Here is a 20782-nt window from a genome sequence, read left to right on the forward strand (position 1 = left end):
GGGTGGGGACGCTCACCGGGCGGTGGTGCCGCGGCGAGCCAGGGACTGGAGGATCAGGGTGGACATCTCCTCGACCGACTTGCTGGAGGAGTCGACGAAGTCGATGCCGTGCGTGTCGTACACGCGGCGGGCCCTCGACAGCTCCCAGCGGGTCTGCTCGAGGGAGGCGTAGCGGGAGGAGGCGCGGCGCTCGGAGCGCACGGCGGTCAGCCGCTCCGGCGAGGTCAGCAGGCCGAAGCAGCGGTCCGCGACGGCGGAGATCGAGCCGGGCAGCACCTCGCCGGCGAGGTCCTCGTCCACCAGCGGGTAGTTCGCCACGAAGATCCCGTGCATCAGCGCGAGGTACATCGAGGTGGGGGTCTTCCCACAGCGGGACGGCGCGATGAGGACGACATCCGCTTTCTCGATGGCGCGCACGGACTGCCCGTCGTCGTGCTCGATCGCGAACTCGACCGCCTGCATGCGGCGGTTGTAGCGGCGGGAGTCGCCGACACCGTGGAGCCGGGCGGGGGCGTGGTCGCCGGTGACGCCGAGCTGCGCCTCGAGCTGGGCGAGATGGCCGCTGACGAAGTCGATCACGGGTGCCCGGGTGCGCAGCAGCTCCTCGCGCACCGACTCGTCGACGACGGTGAGGAACACCAGCGGCGCGATCTCGCCGTCCATCGCCGCGTCGAGGTCCTCGCGCACCTCCCGAGCCTCCTCGACGGTGCGGAGGAAGGGGATCAGCCGACGTTCGAAGGGGACCGACGGGAACTGCAGCAGCAGCGCGTTGCCCATGGTCTCGGCGCTGATGCCGGTGGAGTCGGAGATGAAGAAGACGGGGACCGCATCGGCGGCGGGACGCTCCGCGGCGGGGCGCGGACGGGGGCTCGCGGAGGCGATCCGCGCCGCGGCGGGCAGCGGCGGGGGGATCGGAAGCGATGCGTTCATTCGGCGCCCCTTGCGGTGGGCCCGGCCGGGGCCGGGGACACGTCGGTGTGCTGGGGCCACCGTAACCGCGAGCGCCGTCGCCGCGTGCGCCCGACCACGAAGGTGGCGCGGCTCACCTCCTCGCTGCGCGAGATCGCCGAGGTGAGCGCGCACTCGAGCGTGATCGTGCACGACCGTCCCCGGTGGTCAGACCCTCTCGAGCACCCCCACCAGGAAGTCGTCCGCGGCGGGGCGGAGGTCCCAGGTGGAGAAGCGCTGGGCGAGCTCGAGCCCGGCCGCGGCGGCGTCGGCCATGAAGTCCTCGATCGCGTAGCCGCGGTCGAGCCCGAACCCGACCACCAGGCGACCCTCCGGCGCGAGATGCGCGGCCAGCGCCGTGAGCGCCGGCCGGCGCTCCGCCCCCGCGAGGAAGGTCAGCACGTTGCCCGCACACACCTCGAGATCGAACTGCTCGCGCTCCCCCTCGCCATCGACCAGGTCGAGCTCCGCGAGGTTCCCCACCTCCCAGCGCCCGTCCGGCTGCTCGGCGCGCGCCACCTCGATCAGGTGCGGATCGAGGTCGACGCCGACGACCTCATGCCCGGCTCGCGCCAGTCGCCCGCCGACCCGCCCCGTGCCGCACCCGGCATCGAGGATCCGCGAGCCGCGCCGCGCCATGGCGTCGATCAGCCGCGCCTCGCCGTCCAGGTCCTGTCCGGCCGCGGCGAGGCGCTTCCAGCGTGCGGCGTAGCCGGCCGCATGCTCAGGGTTGCGCCGCACCGCGGCCGTCCACAGGTTCTCGTCAGGGCCGATGCCAGAGGTCGTCATGACCCCATTGTCGGGCCCGTCCTCAGGCGTACGCGCGCGAGTCGTCCCGGATCTGGCCCACGAGCTCCTCGAGCATGTCCTCGAGGGTGACCACGCCGATCACCTCGCCGCCGGGACCGGTCGCGGCGCCGAGGTGCGCGCCGGAGCCCTGCATCTCGGCGAGCGTGTCGCGCAGCGGCTGGTCGCCGCCGATCCGGGGCAGCGCCCGGATCCGCTCCGCGGGGATCGGCTCGTCGCGCGTGGCCTGAACGGCGTCGAGCAGGTCCTTGATGTGGACGTAGCCGGTCAGGCGCCCGTCGGCCGCCTTCACGGGGAAGCGGGAGTAGCCCTCGACGGCCGCGGCCTCCGCCTGTGCGGCGGTGGCGCCCTCGGGCAGGGTCGAGACCTTCTCGAGCGGGATGACCAGGTTCGCGACCGAGCGGGCCTCGAAGCGCAGGGCACCCAGCAGCAGCGCCTCGTCGTTGTCCTCGAGCAGCCCGCCCTCGCGCGACTCGCTCACCATCGCCGCGACCTCGTTGCGGGTGAAGGCGCTGGTGACCTCGTCCTTCGGCTCGATGCCCATCATCCGCAGCACGAGGTTGCCGATGGAGTTCAGCAGCCACAGCAGCGGCCGCAGCACGGTGACGATGCCCATCAGCACCGGCGCCAGGATCAGCGCCATCCGCTCGGGGCCGGCGAGCGCGATGTTCTTGGGCACCATCTCGCCGAAGACGACGTGGAGGTAGGTGACCAGGGACAGCGCGATCACGAAGCTGATCGGGTGGGTGAGCGCACCCGGCACGCCGATCGCCTCGAAGGGGCCCTCGAGCAGGTGCGCGATCGCGGGCTCGCTGATCGCGCCGAGCGCGAGGGAGCAGACGGTGATGCCCATCTGGGCGCCAGCCATCATGAGGGAGACCTGCTCCATCGCGGAGATCGTGACCTTCGCGGCCCAGTTCCCCTCGAGCGCCTTCGGCTCGATGACGGAGCGCCTCGCGGAGATCAGCGCGAACTCCGCGCCGACGAAGAAGGCGTTCAGGAGCAGCAGGACCAGGGTGGCCAGCAGGCCGACGTAGTCGCTCATCGGGCCACCTCCTCGTCCTCGGCCCGCACATCCGTCTCGTCGGGCGCCGCCTCGACGATCACATGCACGGTCTCGATCCGCATCCCGTCGATCTCGACGACGACGATCCGCAGGCGCGCCGGCTCCTCGCCGGGCGCCGGGTCGGTGTCCACGACGACCTCGTCGCCGACCTCGGCCAGACGGCCGAGCTCCATCGTGACCAGGCCGCCGAGGGTGTCGTAGTCCTCGTGCTCGGGCACGGTGACGCCGAGCCGCTCGGTCGCCTCGTCGGGGCGCATGCGCGCATCGAGATCCCAGGAGCCGTCGGGCTCGGGGGTGTCGTCCCTCTCCTCGTCGTGCTCGTCGCGGACCTCGCCGACGATCTCCTCGACGAGATCCTCGAGGGTGATGAGGCCGGCGTGGTCGCCGAACTCGTCGACGACGACGGCCATCTGCAGGCCACCGGCGCGGAGGGTGTCCATCAGGTCGTCCAGCGGCACCGTGTCGGGCACGAACGTCGCCGGCCCCATCACGGCGTCCACCCTCGTGGTGGGCCGCTCGACGAAGGGGACGGCGAGGCCGTGGCGGATGTGCGCGACGCCCGCGATCTCGTTCTCGTCGTCCTGCACGGGGAAGCGGGAGTGCCCGGTCTCGCGGGCGAGCTCCAGCAGGTCGGCGACGGTCTGGTCGACCTCCAGGGAGTCGACCCGGCCGCGGGGCACCATCGCGTCGTGCGCGCGCCGGTCGCCGAAGGCGAGGGTGCGCTGCACCAGCGAGGCGGTCTCCTCGGCGAGGGCGCCCTCGTCGGCCGAGCGCTTGACCAGGACGGACAGCTCGTCGGCGCTGCGGGCGGAGCTCAGCTCCTCCTGCGGCTCGACGCCGAGCGCCCGCACGACCGCGTTCGCGTTGCCGTTGAACAGGCGGATCGGGAGGCCGAAGATCGTGCTGAACAGGCGCTGGAAGCCGACGACCAGCTTCGCGGTGCGCAGGGGCTGCGCGATCGCCATGTTCTTGGGGACCAGCTCGCCGAAGATCATGGTCATGCCGGTGGCGAGGACCAGGGCGAGGGCGACCGACGCGGAGCGGGCCGCGACCTCGCTGAGCCCGGCGTCCACGAGCGGCGGGCCGACGAGGGCCGCGATCGCGGGCTCGGCGAGGAAGCCGATGCCGAGGTTGGTGACCGTGATCCCCAGCTGCGCTCCGGAGAGCTGCGTGGAGAGGGTCTTCATGCCCCGCAGGACACCGCCGGCGCGCTTGTCGCCGCTCTCGGCGGCGGCCTCCACGTCATTGCGGTTGACCGTGATCAGGGAGAACTCCGCGGCGACGAAGGCGCCGCAGGCCAGCACGAGCAGGAGCCCGATCGCCAGCGAGACGAGGGGCCCGATCAGATCCATGGACGGATCCCCCCGTGGGAAGTGAATGAGTGCAGGCCCGAAGGCCTGGGACTGTCACTGGGGGCGTCGCTGGCGGCGCTCATGATCTCCTGGTGCTCCTAGGGAACCCCGCCGTCTCTCGGCGGGGAATGCAGGAATGCTACAGCCCGCCCCCAGGACGGCGGGACGGAATGCGGGCGAGCGCTCAGCGCCCGTCCGCGTCGACGGCCCGACGCTGCAGGAAGGCGGCGACGGCCCGCAGCTCGACCTCGTCGACCGCGTGCCCGAGCTGCGGGCGACGCTCCTCCTCGAGCGCCGTGTGCGCGCTCATGAATTCGCGCACCGCCTGCTCCCGCTCGGAGTCGTAGAGGGGGTCCATCCCGCCGTGGCCCCACAGCGCGGGCGGACGCACCTCCGCGAGCGCGGCATCGCCCTGCGTCGCAGCGGGGAACGGGAAGCCGGAGAGGTTCACGACGAACCCGAGCGCATGCGGATCGCGGCGCAGCAGCTGGAGGGCGACGGCGCCGCCCTGGGAGAACCCGATCGCGCCGACGACGGGGCGGTCCTGCGCGGCGATCCACTCCTCCACGGCCGCGGAGGAGGCCTCGATCGCCTCGGGCCGGCCCGGGTCCACGGGCATGTCGAACCAGGCATAGCCCTGTACGTACCGGAAGATCCCGCGCACGGAGACGTACTCGAAGACGGGCGGGAGGAAGGGCACGAGGCCCGCGAGGTCGCGCTCATCGCTGCCGAGCCCGTGCATCAGCAGCACGATCGGGGCATCCTGCGCGCCGCCGCGCACCACGGCGCTCTCGTCGAGGTGCGGGGAGATCAGCTCCACTGAGCCGTACTGGGGCGAAGTCGTCATGGCACGAGGGTATCGACCCGCAGGCGTCGGGGCAGGGAAGAACCCCCAGGTCGCGCGGTGCGCTGGTCGGAAGGACGAGGTCCGACCCCTGGGGGTCCCGGCAGCTCGGTGGTATTCGCTGCGCGTCCGGATGAACGGTCGCCTCAGCGGCGAGCCACCTCACATGTCCGATAAGAAATCACTTCTCGGATCACCTCCTTCCCTGTGTGCTCACACCGTAGGCCCGTCGTCACCCGCGAGCAACGGATTAAACGGGGCCGGCGTCGCCGCAGGTCAGGGCAGGGGCGGTTCCTGCTCGGGGAGGATCTCGTCCAGCCCCCCGTCCTCGCGGACGATCTCGGCGAGCTGCTCGTCGTCGACGTCGGCCTCCATGCGGTCCTCGTCGCGGTTGCCCTGCTCGGCGGCGGTCGCGCCGTCGGCGCCACGCGCCATGTCCGTGTCGATGCCGTGGGCGTCCACGAGGCGCTCCTCGGGGCCCTCGGCGGCGGCGCGATCGAACTCCAGGGTGTCGTCGATGCTGACCTCGTCGGAGTCCGGCGCCGGATCCTGCCCCTGGACCTGGTCCACGTCCTGCCACTGGTCCTCTCCCAGCGGCCCGTCCTCGCCCTGGGTCGTGCTCTCGGGGTCGAAGCTCTCGGTCATGTGTCTCTCCTCCGGAGGGTGCTCGGGCGGTCAGCTCAGGGCGTCGATGATCGCCGCGTTGAAGGCGTCGAGATCATCGGGTGTGCGGGCGGTGATGAGGCGGAACCCGGCCTCGTCGTCGATGACCACCTCCCGGTCCGCCCAGCGGGCACCCGCGTTGACGAGGTCGGTGCGGATGGCGGGGACGGAGGTCAGGTCGCGGTCGGCGGCGAACCCGGTCTCGACCAGCATCCAGGGAGCGTGGCAGATCGCGGCGACGACCTTGCCGTCGGCGCCGAAGGCCCGCACGAGCTGCTGGGCGGCCTCGTCGGTGCGCAGCTGGTCGGCGTTGAGCGTGCCGCCCGGGATCACGAGGGCGTCGAAGTCGACGGCCCTGACCTGCTCGTAGGTGGTGTCCACGGGGACCTCGGGGCCGGGGTCCCTGTCGCCCGCGAGGGTCTTGACGACACCGGGCTCCGTCGCCGCGACCGTCACGGTCGCTCCCGCCTCACGCAGCGCGGCGATCGGCTTCGTCAGCTCATCGGACTCGGTGCCGAAGTTGGTGGTCAGGACCAGGATGCGTCGATCGTTCAGGGCAGCCATGGGGCTCTCCTTCCGTCGGTGACACCTGCGACGCTAGCACCGCGGAGCGGGCCGCGCCCTCCCGCTCGACCGACCGTTCGGGGGTGCCCCTCAGGTGCCGCAGAAGGTCATGAAGGCATCGCCCCCGTCGCCCGGCACCTCGAGATCCTCGAGCCCCTCCCGCCGCTCGAAGGGCGACCCCACGGCGTCGAGCAACCTCAGCACCGGTGCCATGTCCCCCAGGTGCGCGGCCCGCAGCGCCGCCTCGAGATGGACGTTGCGGGGGACGTACAGGGGGTTCGCGCGGCGCATCGCCGCACGGGCCTCGTCGGCCGAGTCCCCGTCGCCCCGCAGCGTTTCCCAGCGCCGCGACCAGTCCTCGAACGGTGCCGGCTCCGCGAACAGCCCCGCCGCCGTGCCCCCGCCGAGCTCCTGGAAGAACCCCGTGTGGTCCACCCGCTGCTCCTCGAGCAGGGTGAACAGCTCCTCCCCGAGCTCCCGCACCTCGCCCCGCTCCCCGCAGACGCCGAGCTTCGCCGCGAGCCCGTCGGCGTACGCGTCGAGATACCTGCTCTCGAACCCCTCGAGGACCGCCGTCGCCCTGGTCACCGCAGCATTCGGCTCCTCATCGATCAGCGGCAGCAGCGCCTCGGCGAAGCGGGAGAGGTTCCACAGCGCGATGCCGGGCTGGTTGCCGTAGGCGTAGCGGCCGCCGCGGTCGATCGAGCTGAACACGGCGCCGCGGCGGTGCACGTCCAGCACGGCGCAGGGCCCGTAGTCGATGCCCTCGCCGGACAGCGCCATGTTGTCGGTGTTCATCACCCCGTGCACGAAGCCGAGCAGCATCCACTGCGCCACCAGGTCCGCCTGCGCCTCGGACACGGCCTGCAGCAGTCCCAGCGGCCCGTCGGCCGACGGGTGGTGCCGGACGATCGCGTGGTCGACGAGCCGCCCCGTCACCTCGGGCCCCAGGTGCCAGGAGGAGTACTCGACGGTCCCCACCCGCAGGTGGCTCGCGGCGACCCGCACCAGCAGCGCGCCGGGCTCGTCGGTGACGCCCTGGCGCGGCGCGATCCTCTCCCCGGTGGTGAGCACGGCGAGGGCGCGCGTGGTGGGGACGCCGCAGGCGTGCAGCCAGCGCCCGATCACGGCCTCGCGCAGCATCGGCCCGAGCGGCGCCTTCCCGTCCCCGCCCCGCGCGAAGGGCGTCCTGCCCGCCCCCTTCAGGTGCAGGTCCCGTCTTCTGCCCCGGGCGTCGACGATCTCCCCCAGCAGCACCGCCCGCCCGTCTCCCAGCTGCGGATTCGCGGTGCCGAACTGGTGACCGGCGTAGGCCTGCGCGACGGTGCCCTCGATCTGCCCGGTCAGCAGCGCCATCCCGTCCTCGCCCCGCAGCCACTCGGGATCCAGCCCCAGCTCGCGCGCCAGCTCCTCGTCGAGCCAGACGAGCTCCGGACGCGGCGGAACGTCGGCCCGCCACGGCGTCGAGAGCTCGGGCAGCTCGGCGGCATAGGTCTGATGGATCTCGGGCACGGCTCACCTCTTCCCCTCCAGGCTACGCCGTCGGGCCTTACCCACCACCAACATCTGCGGCTCGGACCAGCACATGGTCCGCGGCCGCACCACCGCCCCCGAGGGCCTCGTGCTCGGCCACGAGATCACCGGCGAGGTCGTCGAGACCGGGCCGGGCGTGGAGTTCATCAAGGAAGGCGACCTGGTCTCGGTCCCCTTCAACATCTCTCGCGGCCGCTGCGAGATGTGCAAGACGGGCCGCACCGAGATCTGTCTGAACGTGAACCCGGACCGTCCCGGCAGCGCCTACGGCTATGTCGACATGGGCGGCTGGGTGGGCGGCCAGGCCGAGTACGTCGTGGTCCCCTATGCCGACTGGAACCTGCTGAAGTTCCCGGACAAGGACCAGGCCATGGAGAAGATCCTGGACCTGACCATGCTCTCGGACATCTTCCCCACCGGCTTCCACGGCGCGGTCTCCGCGGGCGTCGGGCCGGGGAAGTCCGTGTACATCGCGGGCGCAGGCCCCGTCGGCACCGCCGCCGCCGTGGGCGCGCAGCTGCTCGGCGCGTCGGTCGTGATCATGGCCGACATGAACGCGGACCGCCTCGCGAACGCCGCGACGTTCGACTGCGAGACGATCGACGTCTCGAAGGAGGACCCGCGCGAGGGCATCGCCCGGATCCTCGGCCGCGAGGAGGTCGACGCGGGCGTGGACGCCGTGGGCTTCGAGGCCCGCGGGCACGGCAAGGACGCGAAGGAGGCTCCCGCGACCGTGCTGAACACGCTCATGGACATCACCCGCGCGGGCGGTGCGCTCGGCATCCCGGGCCTGTACGTCACGGGTGATCCGGGCGGCGTCGACGAGAACGCGAAGGTCGGCTCGCTCTCGATGCGACTCGGGCTCGGCTGGGCGAAGGCGCTCAGCTTCACCACCGGCCAGTGCCCGGTGATGCGCTACCACCGCCAGCTCATGGAGGCGATCCTCCACGACCGTGTCCAGATCGCCGACGCCGTCAACGCCACCGCGATCTCGCTGGACGACGCCCCGAAGGGCTACGCCGAGTTCGACTCCGGCGTCGCCAAGAAGTACGTCATCGACCCGCACGGCGTGACCGGTAAGGTCCAGGCCGTCTGACCCGGCACGACGCCTGACATCGGTGTGAGGGCGACCAGCCCTCACACCGATGTCAGGTCACCCGACGTTCACCCCGACACCACCCAGGTGTCTCCCAGGTCACATACGGTGCTCGAGGCCCTCCCCTCCAGCGAGCAGGATCCTCGATGCCCTCCGCGCCCCGCACCCCCGTCCTCACGCAGACCCGCTGGCTCGCGCTCCTCGCGGCCTTCGCCCTCCTCCTCCCCGCGCTCCCTGCCGCCCCCGCCGCGGCGGAGGTCACCGACGCGCAGCTCGCCGAGGGCGGGGTGCTGCGCGACTCGCAGGACTACCGCGTCGCGCCGGGCCTGGACCTCACCACCTTCTCCCGCCTCGAGGAGGGCGGCTGGAAGGAGGGCAGCGTCCTCACCGCCGACCTCACGGAGTCGACCCTCTCGGTCGACGTCACCGACGACGGCACCGTCACGGGCCGCTCCCCGCTGACCGACGTGATGCACGCCGGCGAGCGCGGTGACCGCGCCGTCGCCGCGGTGAACGGCACCTTCTTCGACATCAACCACTCCGATGCGCCGCTGCGCACCTCGATGAGTTCCGACGGCGTGCGCATGGGCACCTCCCAGGCCATGCCCGCCCTCACGCTCGCCGACGGGAAGGCCGCGATCCAGGCCCTCTCCGCCTCCGGCGAGCTCACCACGGCCGACGGCGCCGTCCGCGAGCTCGAGGGGATCAACAACCCCTCCCTGCCCGAGGACGGGATCGGGGTGTACACCCCGGCGTGGGGCGACTACACGCTGGACCGGCCCGTCGGCGCGCCCGACGCGATGGCCGAGGAGATCGCGCTGGCGACCGTCGTCGACGGCACGGTCACCCAGGTCACCGACGTGCAGGACACCGCCGGCGACCCGGAGATCCCCGAGGACGGACAGGTGCTGCTGGGCCGCGAGGACGGCGCCGGCATGGTCGCGGACCTCGAGGTGGGCGACGAGGTCGACATCGAGATCGGCCCCGACCAGGACGTCGACCTCGGCATCGCCGGCAGCCACCAGATCCTCGAGGGCGGCGAGGTGCCGGACATGGGCGAGGACTCCCTGGTCACGACCTCCCATCCCCGCACCGCCGTGGGCGTCAGCCGGGACGGCAGCGAGCTGTTCGTGCTGGTCCTGGACGGCCGCAGCACCGCGTCCACGGGGATGACCCTGCCGGAGCTGGGGCAGATCCTCTCGGACATGGGCGCGCACAACGCCGTCAACCTCGACGGCGGCGGCTCCTCGGCGCTGGCCGCCCGCACCGCCGGCAGCGAGAGCGAGGCGATCTGGAACAGCCCGTCGGACGGGGTCGTGCGCGAGGTGCCCAATGCGCTGGTGTTCTACTCCGACGCCCCCGCCGAGGAGCTCGCCGACGTGCAGACCTCCCTCGCCCTCGAGGGCGAGGACGCCGTGTTCCCCGGCCTGCAGCGATCTCTCGAGGCGACCGGTCTCGCCGCCGACCTCTCCCCGGTGATGGCCGACGGCGCCTTCACCGCGGAGGGCGCGGTGGAGCTCGAGCAGTCCGACCAGGCCGGCGCCGCCGTGCGCGGCACAGGTCCCGGCGGCGGCGCCGTCACCTACACCGCCGCAGGCCATGAGGCACGGCAGGAGCTGCGCGTGCTCGGCGAGCCCGTCGGCCTGCAGGCCTCGGAGCGCTCGCTGAACCTCCCGGACGCCGAGACCTCCCGCACCGTGGCCCTGACCGGCTACGACGCCGACGGACGTCGCGCCCGGATCGAGACGGCGGATGTCGAGGCCACGGTCTCCGACGGCTTCGAGGTCACCGACGACGGCCTGGGGAGCTGGAGCGTGCGCGCGACCGGCGAGTCCGCCACCGGCACGCTCACCCTCCGCGCCGCGGGCCTGTCGACCACGGTCCCCCTCACCCACGGCACCGAGGAGCAGCAGGTCCTCGGCTTCTCGGACCTCTCCGCCTTCAGCGACGACGCGGCTCGGGCGACCGGCTCTTTCGAGGCCGCCGAGGGGCCGGCCGGCGAGGACGGCGAGCCGACGCCCGGCGTGCGCATGACCTACGACTTCACCACCTCCTCGGCGACCCGCGGCTACTACCTGGTCGCGGACGAGCCGGTGACGGTGGACGGCTCGACGCAGGCGCTGACGATGGACGTGCTCTCCGACGGCAGCGGTGCCTGGCCCCGGCTGCAGGTGCGCGACGGCGAGGGCACGGTGACGAACCTCGACGGCGAGAACCTGGACGGCGAGGGCTGGCAGAGCGTGCGCTTCACGGTGCCGGAGGGGCTGCCGCAGCCGCTGACCGTCGAGCGCCTGCGGATCATGGAGACCCGCCCGGAGGCGCAGTACACGGGCGACATCACCGTCGCGAACCTCCGCGCGACCACCACCCCGCAGGCCGAGCTAGCCGAGGAGCCGCGGATCCATGACGCGGCGCTGCTGGCGAACGGCGATGTCTCGGACCGTCCGCAGCGGATCGCGGTGATGAGCGATGCCCAGTTCGTCGCCGCCTCCCCGGACTCGGACGCCGTCGAGGGCGCGCGCCGCACCCTGCGGGAGATCCGGGAGGCGTCCCCGGACCTGCTGGTCATCAACGGCGACCTGGTCGACGAGGCCTCGCCGGAGGATTTCGCCCTGGCCCAGCGGATCCTCGAGGAGGAGTGGACGAGCGACATCCCGTACGTCTACGTGCCCGGCAACCACGAGGTGATGGGCGGGGACATCGCGAACTTCGAGGAGGCGTTCGGGCCGACGTCGACCGCGCAGGATCTCGGGGCGACGAAGGTCATCACGATGAACAGCGCCCCCGGCACGCTCGCCGGGGACGGCCTGGGCCAGCTCGAGATGCTCGAGGAGCAGCTGGGCGAGGTGGCGGAGTCCGATGCGCTGACCGGCGCGGTCGTGTTCTTCCACCACCCGACCGACGATCCGCTGCCGAGCGAGTCGAGCCAGCTGTCCGACCAGCGGGAGGCGCGGGCGATCGAGGAGCAGCTCGCCGAGTTCCGGCGCACGACGGGCAAGTCCGTCGCGCTGGTGAACGCCCATGCGGGCGTGTTCCACGGCGGCGCGGTCGAGGGCGTGACCACGCTGGTGAACGGCAACTCGGGCAAGTCCCCGGCGGGCACGCCGGCGACGGGCGGCTTCACGGGCTGGACGATGCTGGGCATCGATCCGGCCTCGGGGGTGGTCGGCCGGAATCCCGCCACGCAGGATCGGGTCGACTGGCTCGCGGCGGAGACCCGACCGCGGGTCGACTCCCTCGTGGTCGGGGGCCGGGACCAGCTGGCGGTGGGCGAGGTCGGGGAGGTCTCGGCGACGCTCACGCAGGACGGCCGGGAGGTTCCGGTCGCGTGGCCGGTCACCGCCCAGTGGGGCGGCACCGGGGTGCATGTCGCGACCGGCGGAGCGGGCGACGAGCATCCGGACCGGCGTGACGTCGTCCGGGTCGATCCGCGCACCGGCGAGATGACCGGGCTGCGCCGCGGCGCCGCGACCGTGACGGTCACGGTGAACGGCGAGAGGGCGCGGATGACGGTGAAGGTCGCCGGCGAGGGCCGGTGAGCTAGAACGGCGGGTCGCCGAGCGCGGCGATCGCGTCGGGATCCGGGGCCCGGAGTCGGCTGCGCAGGTGGGGGTGGGCGATGGCCATCGCCTCGCGACGCTGCTCGTCGACCCGTTCTCGTCGTGGCCTGGACTTCTCCGCGGCGGCGCGGTTCTCCGCCTCGGCGTGGAGGCGTTGGTGGATCCGCCACGCGGCCTCGAGGGCCTCTGCGGTGACGGGGGTGACGAGGTCGGTGTGCTCGACGGTGCGGGCGCGGACTCCGCCGTCGATCTCCCAGTCGGTGGTGACCGGCCCGGGTGCGTCGTCGGGCTTGCGGGTGGGGTCGAGGAGCCCGGCGGTCTTGAGCTGGTGGTGCCTCCAGCACAGCCGGTGCAGGTTCTGGAGCGAGGTCGGGCCGCCCTCGTCGGGGTGGTCGTGGTCGTACTCGACGATGTGGTCGTCCTCCGCGGCGAGGCGGGTGGGCCGTTCGCATCCCGGCACCGCGCAGAGGGGGTGGCGCAGCCGCAGCTGGAGCCTCGCCTGGGCGGTGGGGTGGTAGGTCTCGGCGACCGCCTCGCACGGCGCCCCGATGATCGGGTCGGTGAGGATCCGCAGCCAGGTCGGCTCCCCTGCGGCGAGGTCCCGGGCGAGCTCGGCCGGGATCGGCGTGAGCCCGTCGAGCATCGCGGGGGTGTTCTCCAGTCCCAGCAGCGTCGTGACCGGCACGGTGACGAGGATCTTGTAGGGGCTGCGGGTCTCCTGGACCGGGTCGATGTCCAGCACGGAGTGGGTGAGGATCGCGTAGCGCAGGGTCGCGAGGGAGTGGGCGCGGCCCCGCTCGGCGAGGTCGCCGTCGATGTCGAAGGGCAGCGGTCCGTCCTCGCCGTCGCGCAGGGCGGCGCGCTGCGCCTTCTGGACGGTGCGCGCGGCGACGTCGAGCCGGTGCACGAGACCCTGGATCTCGGGGATCGGGCCGGTGACGTAGAGCGAGGCGGTGCCGGCCTTCGTGTCGACGTCGAGCAGCTCGACGGAGCGGGAGGCTCGCGGCGGCTCGGGGACGGTGCCCGCGGTCGCGAGCCGCACGGCGAGGCGGACCTGCGCCTCGAAGGTGGCCTTGGAGACCGCGGGGATCTCCACCCCGGCGAGGTGGCGGTCCACGGCCTCCTTCTGCGCATCGTCCAGCCTCCGCACCTGGCGCAGCAGATAGCGGTGGAAGTCCTCGGGCATGTCGCCGCGCGCGAGGTGGACGAAGGTCGCCGGCATGAGATCCACGGAGGTGCGCGCGTCCAGCACCATCGACCAGGCGCGGGCGGCGGAGGTGCGCAGGCCCACGGCGACCTTCACGCCGGTCATGTCCGCGTTCTCGGGGATGCCGCCGGTCTCGGGGTCCTCGCGGAAGAACACCGCCAGCTGACGCAGCTGGTGAGCGTAGAGCCGCGCCCTCGTCTGCATGGTGCGATGCAGTGCGAGCACCCGCGACGCCTCGATCGTGCCGGGCTCCACCTCGGCGAGCAGCTGCTCCCGGTCCAGCGGCCGACGGGCTCGCACTCTCCAGCGCGGGGCGGGAGACTGCGTCGCGCCGTCGGTCACGGCGGGTGTCCCGGCTGTGGCGATGCTGCCCTGGGTGGCTTCGTCGGCGGTCGCCGGGTCAGCAACGCTGCCGGCGCCGGTTCCCGTGCCGGCGTCGGACTCGGACTCGCAGGCAGACTCGAGCGGGGCCTCCGGCCCCTCGTCGAGTTCACCCATCACGCCTCCCTTCCCCGGTCCGTGGACGGGACGGCCTCGGTGCCGTCCGCTGTCGAGACAGAGAATCTCTTTCAAGACTCCCGACAACTCACATAATACCGTCGAAACGGACATTCCATAAGGGCTCAGGCGCAATGGGGATGAATTTGTGGATAACCCACCTGTGGGGAGGAGAGGTCTCGGCCGGCGTGGGATGCGACGGTCGCTCGGGGGCGGGGGCAGGGCGCTGCGGAGGTGGGAGCGGAGGCAGGGACCAAAGCATCGCGCTGTGGGGGTGGGAGCAGGGGCAGGGATGGGAGCAGGGTGTTCCGAGGGCGGGAGGGCGGGCGCGAGCAGGGGTGCTGCGGGGGCGGGAGCACGTGCCCGACGGGAACGGGCGCCGAACGAATCCCGAACGGTGACGAAACCGGAGAGGACAGGTGCAGGACAAGGCAGTCCTCGTGAACACCGGAATCTTTGCCATCCCCGCCCGTCGTGAATTGTCAACAGCATCCCCAAGAATGTGGATAAGCGCGACTGGGGAGGAGTCGTCGGAATCGATTCTCCCGATGAAGACGGCGTCGTGCGGCGCACGTCGGCGCGTGCGGAGGGACCCCGCACGCACCACCCGCACCGGCGACCGCGCGCCCGGCACCGAGTAGTGTCATCCCCATGACCGAACGCACCACGTACCTCCTGGTGGACGGTGAGAACATCGACGCCACCCTCGGCGTCTCGGTGCTCGGCCGACGACCCCAGCCCGACGAGCGCCCCCGCTGGAACAAGCTGCTCCAGCACGCCGAGCACGCCTGGCGCCAGCCGGTGCGGGGCCTGTTCTTCCTCGCCGTCGGCGACAGCCTCCCCTCCGGGTTCGTGCAGGCCCTGATCGCGCTGGGGTACAAGGCGATCCCGCTGCGCGGCGAGGGCAAGGTCGTGGACATCGCGATCCAGCGCACCGCCGAGGCGCTGCAGGACCGCCCGGCGGACGTCATGCTGGTCAGCCACGACAAGGACTTCGTCCCGCAGATGACGGACCTCGCGGCGACGCCGGACCGGCGCACCGCGCTGGTCGGGTTCCGCGAGTTCATGGCCACCGACCTGCAGGACATCCCCGGGATCGAGTTCCACGACCTCGAGTACGACGTGCACGCCTTCACGAGCCGTCTGCCGCGCGTGCGGATCATCGACATCGACGAGTTCGACCCGCTGGAGTTCATCCTCTGACTGGCCGACGACCGATCGGTCGTCGGACTGTACACACCGCGGGGTGGGCGCCCAGGGTGGGGGCATGGCTGGATACACCACGACCAACCCGACCACGGGACGAACCGACAAGCAGTTCCCTGCTCTGGACTCCGCGGGCGTGGAGGACGTGCTCCGCCGGACGCACGCCGCCTACCCGGACTGGCGCATGACGCCCCCGGAGCGACGCGCCGAGATCCTCGAGCGCGTCGCTGACGCCTACGACTCCCGCTCGGAGGAGCTGGGACGACTGATCGCCATCGAGATGGGCAAGCCCCTGGCGCAGGGGATCGGCGAGGCCGAGCTGGCCGGATCGATCTACCGGTGGTACGCGACGCACGGCCCCGAGCTGCTCCAGGACGAGCTGCTGGACCCGCAGGGGGCACAGGAGTCGCTCGTGCAGACCGAGCCGATCGGCCCGCTGGTCGGCGTGATGCCCTGGAACTTCCCGTACTACCAGGTGGCCCGCTTCGTCGCCCCCAACCTGATGACCGGCAATACGATCATCCTCAAGCACGCGGAGATCTGCGCCGGCTCCGCCGAGGTGATGGCCGGGATCCTGCACGACGCCGGGGTCCCCGACGACGCCTACGTGAACGTTTTCGCCGATCACGACCAGATCGCCGAGATGATCGCCGATCCGCGCGTGCGCGGCGTGTCCCTCACCGGCAGCGAGCGAGCAGGAGCCGCCGTCGCCCGGACCGCGGCGGAGCACCTCAAGAAGTCCGTGCTGGAGCTGGGCGGCTCGGACCCGCTGATCGTGCTCGAGGACGCCGACATCGCACGGGTCGCCCGCGCGGCGGCCACCGCGCGGCTGTCGAACGCGGGCCAGGCCTGCAACTCCCCCAAGCGCATGATCGTCCCGAGCGCACGGCTCGACGAGTTCGTCGCGGCGATCGTCGAGGAGTTCGAGGGCGCGACGCTCGGGGACCCGCTGGACGAGGGCGTCGACGTCGGTCCGCTCTCCTCGCTCGGCGCGCGCGACGGCGTCGTCGAGCAGGTCGCCCGCGCCGTCGAGCAGGGAGCGACTCTGCACACGGGAGGCGACGCGCTGGACCGGGAGGGCGCATTCATGCGGCCCGCCGTGCTGACCGGCGTCACCCCCGACATGGACGCCTACTCCGAGGAGATCTTCGGCCCGGTGGCGGTCGTCCACGGTGCGGAGTCCGTCGATCACGCCGTGGAGCTGGCGAACGATGTGTCGTTCGGGCTGAGCGGCTCCGTCTGGGGCGAGGACCTGGCCCGGGCGCAGGAGGTCGCCGACCGCCTGGACGTGGGGATGGCGTACGTGAACGAGCACGGGACGACGCTGCCCGGGCTGCCCTTCGGCGGGGTGAAGCGCTCCGGCTACGGTCGCGAGCTCGGCCGCTGGGGCATGGGCGAGTTCGTCAACGTCCGCCTGCGCCGCACCGCCGTGCGCTGAGCAGGGCCGGGGACCGCGTTCCGCGGCGATCGACGGCAAGTGCTCAGCCCGTCGTCACCCGCTGGTCACTTGTCGGTGCTGGGGTGGAGCGCATGCTCCACGCACCCCGGACCCCCGCCCGCCGACACGACTCCTCGCTCGTCCTCCCTCCCCTCGGCCGACGCACCCTCCTGGTCGGGGCGGGCCTCGCTCTCGGCGGCACCGCCGCCTCGGCCCTCCCCGCCCAGCGCGCCTTCGCGGAGGACGCGGGCCTGGACCCCACCGGCACCACCCTCGAGGCCGTCGCGGTGCCCGAGGCCGGGGAGAACGACTCCTACCGCCGCCTCACCGCCGGCCCCGGCTACGCCTTCGAGGTGCGCGAGGACGCGCTGGACCGCGCCCCGCAGGCCTCCCGCGCCGACACCCGCGTGCCACTCGCCTCGTTCGTCCAGTTCACGGACCTGCACGTGCTCGACGCGCAGTCCCCGATGCGCTTCGAGTTCCTCCACGACATCACCGGCTCCGCCTTCCGCCCGCAGGAGTCGCTGACCACCCAGGGCGCCGTCTCCCTCATCGAGCGGGTCAACGAGCTGCGCCGCGGCCCCCACACCGGGCGCGACCTCGACTGCGTGGTCACCACCGGCGACAACACCGACAACCACGAGCACGTGGAGCTCGACTGGTTCCTCGCCCTCATGAACGGCGGGGAGATCACCGCGAACACCGGGGCCGACGGGACCTGGGAGGGCGTGCAGACGGGCGGCTCGACCCACTACTGGCATCCCGGCGGCGAGGTCGAGGACCGCTACGCCGAGGCCGGGTTCCCGCAGCTGCCCGAGCTGCTCGCGGGCGCCATGACCACCCACACGAGCCCCGGCCTGGACATCCCCTGGTTCAGCGTCTTCGGCAACCACGACGACTCGATCAGCGGAACCCTCCCCACGGACTGGGACGTCCTGCGGGAGATGTACACCGGCTCGTGGAAGTTCACCGGCTTCGCCTCGGAGTCCGCGAACCGGCAGCTCGAGGCGCAGGTGCGCGCCGCGGAGGCCGGCGGCACCGGCGAGGCGCAGCGCCAGGCGCTCTCCAGCTCCCTCGACCCCGAGCGCCGGTACGAGGTCACCCCCGACGAGCGCCGCGAGCCCTTCACCCCCGAGGAGTACATCCGCGCCCACCTGGGCCAGACCCCGCGCGTCGGCGCCCCCGGGCACGGCTTCACCGAGGAGAACGCGGTGGAGTCGACCGGCTACTACACCTTCGAGATCGCGCCGGGGGTGGTCGGCATCGCGCTGGACTCCACCAACCGGGCCGGCTTCACGCAGGGCTCCCTGGGCCACGCCCAGTACCGCTGGCTCGAGGAGACCCTCGAGGAGGGCTCCAGCCGCTACTACGACGGGATCGGGCGCCTCCAGCGCACGCAGTCCGAAGACACGTACTTCGTGGTCTTCAGCCACCACACCCCGGACACGATGAACAACCTCCTGCTCGAGCCGGGCAACGGGGAACTGCGCCATGCCGGCTGGGACGTGGAGAACCTGCTGGGCCGCTTCCCGAACGTGCTCGCCTGGGTCAACGGCCACACGCACACCAACACGATCGCGCTGCACGGCGAGGACGTCGCCGAGCGCCGCTACTGGAAGATCACCACCGCCTCGCACGTGGACTTCCCGCAGCAGGCGCGGGTGCTCGAGGTGGTCGACAACCGCGACGGGACGCTCTCTCTGCTCAGCACCCTGATCGAGGCGAAGGCCCCGTACCAGGGCGAGCGCCTGGCGAGCCTGTACCGGGAGCTGTCCTTCAACGACCTCCACGCCGAGCGGGCGCAGGAGGGCGAGGGCCGGGACCGCAACGTCGAGCTGCTGCTGGCGGCGCCGGGGCACTGAGACGGGGCGCGGCCCGCCGCTGCGGGCCGCGCCGCCCGCCGCAGCACCCGGGCATGAAGAATCCCCTCTGACCTGCTGGTCAGAGGGGATGTCTCGCGGTGCGCAAGGGGGGACTTGAACCCCCACGCTGTTGCCAGCACACGGACCTGAACCGTGCGCGTCTACCAATTCCGCCACTTGCGCGTATCTCCGGCACCGGGTCTCGTGGCGCCGAGGCCGAAGGTTCCCTCAGGTTACCCCTGCCGAACCCTGAGCCCAAGCCGACATCCTGCACAGTAACGAACGCCACTCCGGGCCCGTTCAGCGCCTCGGCGCTCAGCGCATCGACTCGGCCTCCTCGAAGGCGGAGTCGATGTCGGCCGGATCGATGCGGCGACGGCCCACCACGACGTACAGGACGGTCGCGACGATCACCGCGGGGATGCCGACCATCGCGGCAACCTGCATGCTGGGCCGCACGAACACGGTCGCGAAGACGGCGGCGAGGCCCACCAGGCCGACGCCCGCGGTGACCACGCCGCCCGGCATGCGGAAGGTGCCGCCCCGCTCGCCGCGTCGGCGGAAGGCGATGTAGGTCGCAAGGATCAGCGCCCACACCATGATCACCGAGAACACCACGAGGCTCATCATGTAGCCGAACACCCCGCCCACGCCGCTGAAGGCCAGCAGCGCCGCACCGATCAGGCCGATCGAGCTCAGGGCGATGCCGACGGCGGGGACGCGCCGGGCCGTGACGTGCGCGGCGAAGCGCGGCGCGAGCCCGTCGGAGGCGAGGGAGTGCAGGATCCGGCTGCCGGCGTAGAGGTTCGCGTTCGCGGCCGACAGCGCCGCGATCAGCACCAGCAGGTTCGTGATGTGCGCGGCGCCGGGGATGCCGATCCGGTCGAAGACCATGACGAAGGGTGAGGTGGCGACGTCCTCGCCGGTGCCGGCGGCCTGCTGCCACGGCACCAGGCACACCACGATCCCGATGCACAGCACGTAGAAGAAGGCCAGGCGCACGATCGTGGTGCGGGCGGCGGTGCGGATCGAACGGGCGGGATCCTTCGCCTCCGCGGCGGTGATGGAGAGCAGCTCGATGCCCCCGAAGGAGAACATCACCACCGACAGCGCGACCCACACCGCGGACCAGCCCATCGGGGCGAAGCCCCCGTCGGCCGTGAGCTCGACGAAGCCGGGCGCCTCCTGGCCGGGCATCCCGAAGAGCACCAGCACGGCGCCGATCAGGATGAACACGAACACCGCGATCACCTTGATCGAGGACAGGAAGAACTCGATCACGCCGAAGGAGCCGACGCTGGAGAGGTTGATCGCGATGATCAGCGCCGCGAACAGCAGGATCCCGGCCCAGATCGGCACCGCGGGCACCCAGTAGGCGAGATAGGCGGCGCAGGCGACCAGCTCCGCGCCGGTCACGCAGACGGTGACGATCCAGTACAGCCAGCGGCTGAGATAGCCCCAGAACGGGGAGAGGTAGCGGGCGGCGAGGGTGCCGAAGCCGCCGCGCACGGGGTGGCGGGAGGCCATCTCGCCCATCGCGAGCGCGATCGTCGCAGCGATCATGGCGCCGAGCGCGAAGGAGATGATCACGGCGGGGCCGGCGATGCCGATCGCCTCGCCGGAGCCGAGGAACAGGCCGGTGCCGAGCGCGGAGCCCATGGCGATCATCGCCATCTGGCCGTGGCCGAGCGAGCGGGCGAGCTGCCCGTCGGCGCGCTCGTCGGAGGAGCGGGTCTGGGTGGTCACCCGTCGAGGGTAGCCCCGACCTGCGGCCGGGGTCGGGACCTGTCAGCCCTCGGTGTCGAGGTCGTCGCGCACGGTGGCGTTCAGTCCGACGAGCAGCAGCACGCCGGCCGGGACGAGGACGAGAAGGCCGATGTCGGCGATCTCGGGGACGAGGGTGAGGCCGTAGCCGGCCGAGAGCAGGAGCACGGCGAGGGCGACGAGCCACATCGCGGAGGGTCCGCGGGGGCGGGGGTCGCGGGGGCGGCGGGTCGGAGGGCGGGTGGGCTTCTGGAAGGTCGTCATGTCCTGACTCTTCCGGATCCCGGCGACGGGCACATCCTGCGATGGGAGGAGCCGGCGGCGGGGATGGTCGGGCGACGGTCCGACGATGGTCGTGGGGGCGATCCCCCGGG

General features: G+C 72.2%; 15 protein-coding genes, 1 tRNA gene and 1 pseudogene. 5 read left to right on the forward strand and 12 right to left on the reverse strand.

All coding sequences use genetic code 11. The features are described from left to right. Window positions 1-12: 12 nt before the first annotated feature. From Y09_RS07530 to Y09_RS07565, 8 genes are all read right to left on the reverse strand, one after another. Window positions 13-930, reverse strand: coding sequence for a pyruvate, water dikinase regulatory protein (locus Y09_RS07530; RefSeq protein ID WP_053917177.1), 918 nt, complete (start codon window positions 928-930; stop codon window positions 13-15). Between the two features lie 186 nt (window positions 931-1116). Further along, window positions 1117-1737 (reverse strand): bifunctional 2-polyprenyl-6-hydroxyphenol methylase/3-demethylubiquinol 3-O-methyltransferase UbiG, encoded by a 621-nt coding sequence (locus Y09_RS07535; RefSeq protein WP_053917178.1) that lies wholly within the window; start codon window positions 1735-1737, stop codon window positions 1117-1119. A 22-nt stretch (window positions 1738-1759) separates the two neighbouring features. Next, window positions 1760-2800 carry a hemolysin family protein gene (locus tag Y09_RS07540; RefSeq protein WP_053917179.1) on the reverse strand — a complete coding sequence of 347 codons (1041 nt, stop codon included), beginning with the start codon at window positions 2798-2800 and terminating at the stop codon, window positions 1760-1762. Further along, window positions 2797-4173, reverse strand: a complete 1377-nt coding sequence (locus Y09_RS07545) for a hemolysin family protein (RefSeq protein ID WP_053917180.1) — start codon at window positions 4171-4173, stop codon at window positions 2797-2799. The genes Y09_RS07540 and Y09_RS07545 overlap by 4 nt, the downstream gene beginning before the upstream one ends. A 184-nt stretch (window positions 4174-4357) precedes the next feature. After that, window positions 4358-5020 carry an alpha/beta hydrolase gene (locus tag Y09_RS07550; RefSeq protein ID WP_053917181.1) on the reverse strand — a complete coding sequence of 221 codons (663 nt, stop codon included), beginning with the start codon at window positions 5018-5020 and terminating at the stop codon, window positions 4358-4360. 273 nt (window positions 5021-5293) lie between these two features. Beyond that, window positions 5294-5662 (reverse strand): hypothetical protein, encoded by a 369-nt coding sequence (locus Y09_RS07555; protein ID WP_010552061.1) that lies wholly within the window; start codon window positions 5660-5662, stop codon window positions 5294-5296. 30 nt (window positions 5663-5692) lie between these two features. Beyond that, entirely contained in the window at window positions 5693-6244 is a 552-nt protein-coding gene (locus Y09_RS07560; protein ID WP_053917182.1) for a type 1 glutamine amidotransferase domain-containing protein, read from the reverse strand. 90 nt (window positions 6245-6334) lie between these two features. Beyond that, entirely contained in the window at window positions 6335-7756 is a 1422-nt protein-coding gene (locus tag Y09_RS07565; RefSeq protein ID WP_053917183.1) for a YdiU family protein, read from the reverse strand. A 43-nt stretch (window positions 7757-7799) separates the two neighbouring features. Here Y09_RS07565 and fdhA point away from each other — a divergent pair. Together fdhA and Y09_RS07575 are read left to right on the forward strand one after the other, a co-directional pair. Continuing rightward, window positions 7800-8873: pseudogene (fdhA, locus tag Y09_RS07570) on the forward strand (formaldehyde dehydrogenase, glutathione-independent); the annotation flags it as partial. 146 nt (window positions 8874-9019) lie between these two features. Further along, window positions 9020-12412: a phosphodiester glycosidase family protein gene (locus tag Y09_RS07575; RefSeq protein ID WP_053917185.1), complete on the forward strand. Its 3393-nt coding sequence runs from the start codon at window positions 9020-9022 to the stop codon at window positions 12410-12412. Window position 12413: 1 nt separating this feature from the next. On the opposite strand, the gene Y09_RS07580 is transcribed toward Y09_RS07575, so the two are convergent. Continuing rightward, a complete protein-coding gene (locus Y09_RS07580; protein WP_053917186.1) occupies window positions 12414-14138 on the reverse strand; it encodes an HNH endonuclease signature motif containing protein in 1725 nt (574 codons plus the stop codon). Window positions 14139-14789: 651 nt separating this feature from the next. Between Y09_RS07580 and Y09_RS07585 the strand changes: the two genes are divergently transcribed. The 3 genes from Y09_RS07585 to Y09_RS07595 all read left to right on the forward strand — a co-directional run bounded on the left by Y09_RS07585 (window position 14790) and on the right by Y09_RS07595 (window position 18644). Next, complete coding sequence (locus Y09_RS07585; protein WP_053917187.1) at window positions 14790-15341, forward strand: NYN domain-containing protein; 552 nt, start codon at window positions 14790-14792, stop codon at window positions 15339-15341. Window positions 15342-15405: 64 nt separating this feature from the next. Then, window positions 15406-16782: an NAD-dependent succinate-semialdehyde dehydrogenase gene (locus tag Y09_RS07590; RefSeq protein ID WP_053917188.1), complete on the forward strand. Its 1377-nt coding sequence runs from the start codon at window positions 15406-15408 to the stop codon at window positions 16780-16782. Window positions 16783-16874: 92 nt separating this feature from the next. Then, entirely contained in the window at window positions 16875-18644 is a 1770-nt protein-coding gene (locus Y09_RS07595) for a TIGR03767 family metallophosphoesterase (protein ID WP_053917189.1), read from the forward strand. A 99-nt stretch (window positions 18645-18743) separates the two neighbouring features. Here the strand turns inward: Y09_RS07595 and Y09_RS07600 are convergent. The 3 genes from Y09_RS07600 to Y09_RS07610 form a co-directional block, all read right to left on the reverse strand. After that, window positions 18744-18827: transfer RNA gene (locus Y09_RS07600), tRNA-Leu, on the reverse strand. 132 nt (window positions 18828-18959) lie between these two features. Further along, window positions 18960-20390, reverse strand: a complete 1431-nt coding sequence (locus Y09_RS07605; RefSeq protein WP_053917190.1) for an amino acid permease — start codon at window positions 20388-20390, stop codon at window positions 18960-18962. Window positions 20391-20432: 42 nt separating this feature from the next. After that, window positions 20433-20672 (reverse strand): hypothetical protein, encoded by a 240-nt coding sequence (locus tag Y09_RS07610; protein WP_053917191.1) that lies wholly within the window; start codon window positions 20670-20672, stop codon window positions 20433-20435. Window positions 20673-20782: the final 110 nt, after the last annotated feature.

This window comes from Brachybacterium sp. SW0106-09, assembly GCF_001293905.1.
Classification (GTDB): Bacteria; Actinomycetota; Actinomycetes; order Actinomycetales; family Dermabacteraceae; genus Brachybacterium; species Brachybacterium conglomeratum.

What these genes read in the sequence shown, in the direction of transcription:
- Y09_RS07530 (WP_053917177.1), bottom strand. Translation starts at nt 930, where the DNA reads ATGAACGCATCGCTTCCGATCCCCCCGCCGCTGCCCGCCGCGGCGCGG.
- Y09_RS07535 (WP_053917178.1), bottom strand. Translation starts at nt 1,737, where the DNA reads ATGACGACCTCTGGCATCGGCCCTGACGAGAACCTGTGGACGGCCGCG.
- Y09_RS07540 (WP_053917179.1), bottom strand. Translation starts at nt 2,800, where the DNA reads ATGAGCGACTACGTCGGCCTGCTGGCCACCCTGGTCCTGCTGCTCCTG.
- Y09_RS07545 (WP_053917180.1), bottom strand. Translation starts at nt 4,173, where the DNA reads ATGGATCTGATCGGGCCCCTCGTCTCGCTGGCGATCGGGCTCCTGCTC.
- Y09_RS07550 (WP_053917181.1), bottom strand. Translation starts at nt 5,020, where the DNA reads ATGACGACTTCGCCCCAGTACGGCTCAGTGGAGCTGATCTCCCCGCAC.
- Y09_RS07555 (WP_010552061.1), bottom strand. Translation starts at nt 5,662, where the DNA reads ATGACCGAGAGCTTCGACCCCGAGAGCACGACCCAGGGCGAGGACGGG.
- Y09_RS07560 (WP_053917182.1), bottom strand. Translation starts at nt 6,244, where the DNA reads ATGGCTGCCCTGAACGATCGACGCATCCTGGTCCTGACCACCAACTTC.
- Y09_RS07575 (WP_053917185.1), top strand. Translation starts at nt 9,020, where the DNA reads ATGCCCTCCGCGCCCCGCACCCCCGTCCTCACGCAGACCCGCTGGCTC.
- Y09_RS07580 (WP_053917186.1), bottom strand. Translation starts at nt 14,138, where the DNA reads ATGGGTGAACTCGACGAGGGGCCGGAGGCCCCGCTCGAGTCTGCCTGC.
- Y09_RS07585 (WP_053917187.1), top strand. Translation starts at nt 14,790, where the DNA reads ATGACCGAACGCACCACGTACCTCCTGGTGGACGGTGAGAACATCGAC.
- Y09_RS07590 (WP_053917188.1), top strand. Translation starts at nt 15,406, where the DNA reads ATGGCTGGATACACCACGACCAACCCGACCACGGGACGAACCGACAAG.
- Y09_RS07595 (WP_053917189.1), top strand. Translation starts at nt 16,875, where the DNA reads ATGCTCCACGCACCCCGGACCCCCGCCCGCCGACACGACTCCTCGCTC.
- Y09_RS07610 (WP_053917191.1), bottom strand. Translation starts at nt 20,672, where the DNA reads ATGACGACCTTCCAGAAGCCCACCCGCCCTCCGACCCGCCGCCCCCGC.